Annotated in this window: 1 protein-coding gene; it reads left to right on the top strand. The window is 57.6% G+C overall.

From position 1 onward, the window contains the following. Positions 1-135 precede the first annotated feature (135 nt). Positions 136-1161, top strand: coding sequence for an IS110 family RNA-guided transposase (locus ABIE57_RS20535; RefSeq protein ID WP_354540894.1), 1026 nt, complete (start codon positions 136-138; stop codon positions 1159-1161). Positions 1162-1193: the final 32 nt, after the last annotated feature.

Below are 1193 nucleotides of genomic sequence, written 5' to 3'. Positions count from 1 at the left end.
GATCAGACATGGGGTAATCGCGGGTCCTCGGCCTCCTAAGCCCCACCAAGACTAGCAGGGTGGCTGCTCCCCGATATGATGAAGACACAGGCTCACGACTGGACGGCGAGCCCAAACATCTGATGGAGAAAAGTCATGAAAGATTATATCGGTCTGGACGTTTCTATGAAAGAAACCGCTGTGTCGATCCGGCGCAATGGGGAGCGTGTTTGGCGCGGAAAATGTGTCTCCGACCCCGCGGTCATAGCGCAGCTGGTACGCAAGCGGGCACAAGCTGTTGATCGGATCGTGTTCGAGACCGGCCCCTTGTCGGTCTGGTTCTATCATGCTCTCCGGGCCGAAGGTTTGCCCGCCATCTGCATTGACGCCCGGCACGCCAAGTCAGCCCTCGACATGGCACCGAACAAGACCGACGCGAATGATGCCGACGGTTTGGCGCATCTGGCCGAGATCGGCTTTTTCCGGGAGGTGCGAGTTAAAGGCTTTGAAAGCATGCTGGTGCGGACCTTGATCGCGGCCAGAAACCGGCTGGTCAGGATCACAGTCGATCTTTCCAATCATATCAGAGGGTTCATGAAAACTTTTGGGCTGCTTATCCCGGCCGGCAAAGGCAGCACATTCGAAGGACACGTACGCCGCCTGCTTTCCGATCAACCAAAGCTGTCAGAAATCCTGCTGCCGATGCTCGACGCTTGGTGCGCTATCCGTCTGCAGGCCGCCCGACTTGCACGCCAGATTGCCGCAGAAGCCCGACAGAACGATGGCTGCCGGATCCTGATGTCGATCCCGGGAGTGGGCGCTATTACAGCGACATCGTTTGTCTCAGCGATTGAAAGTCCAGACAACTTCCGGAAATCCAGATCCGTTGGTGCCTGGGTCGGACTAACAACCCGCCGGTATCAGTCCGGCGAAGTCGATTATAAGGGCCACATATCCCGACGGGGTGATCATCACCTCCGAGGTCTCCTATACGAGGCGGCATCCGTTATTCTGACCCGCAGTTCAGCTGAAAGTGACCTGCGGGCTTGGGGGCTGAAACTGAGGGAGCGCGTCGGCTTTAAGCGGGCGGCCGTTGCACTGGCAAGGAAGCTGGCGGTGACGATGCATGCGATGCTTCGGGACGGCACGCTTTTTGAACGAGCTATGAGGCCAACTGCTTGAGAACAACAGAATAGCGCTCATACCTAGAGCGC

Origin of the sequence: Roseovarius sp. MBR-6 (assembly GCF_040547525.1) — a bacterium.
GTDB lineage: Bacteria > Pseudomonadota > Alphaproteobacteria > Rhodobacterales > Rhodobacteraceae > Roseovarius.
The sequence above is the reverse complement of the archived record's forward strand: the minus strand, read 5'-3'. Positions and strand labels throughout refer to the sequence as shown.

Coding starts and splice junctions, on each gene's coding strand:
- ABIE57_RS20535 (WP_354540894.1), top strand. CDS start 136: ATGAAAGATTATATCGGTCTGGACGTTTCTATGAAAGAAACCGCTGTG.